This window comes from uncultured Lutibacter sp., from assembly GCF_947493565.1.
In the GTDB taxonomy this organism is placed as follows: domain Bacteria; phylum Bacteroidota; class Bacteroidia; order Flavobacteriales; family Flavobacteriaceae; genus Lutibacter; species Lutibacter aestuarii.
In genome coordinates, this window is the sequence record NZ_CANLRG010000028.1 from 1 (window position 1) to 296 (window position 296).

At 35.5% G+C, this 296-nt stretch carries 1 protein-coding gene; it reads left to right on the forward strand.

Annotated features, from left to right (window positions below):
- Positions 1-296, forward strand: a 296-nt coding sequence (locus tag Q0714_RS14180; RefSeq protein ID WP_298266202.1) for a hypothetical protein, incomplete at both ends; no start/stop codon positions are given.

The following is a 296-nucleotide window of genomic DNA, read 5'->3' on the forward strand; positions in this document are numbered from 1 at the left end:
GATGATAATGATGGTGTGAGTAATGAGATTGATCAATGTCCAAATACACCTATAGGAACTTATGTTGATGAAGCAGGGTGTTTTGCATTACCCCCAGCCAATTTTACGATAGAAGTTATAGGAGAAACTTGCGCTGGTAAAGAAAATGGCAGCATTGAAATTGCTGTACAAGAAGCCTATAATTATTCTGTAACAGTAGATGGAACAATTTATAACTTTACCAATACTACCAATGCTTTTATTGAAGGATTGGCTCCTGATACCTATGAATTTTGTATTTCAGTAGAAGGTGAAAG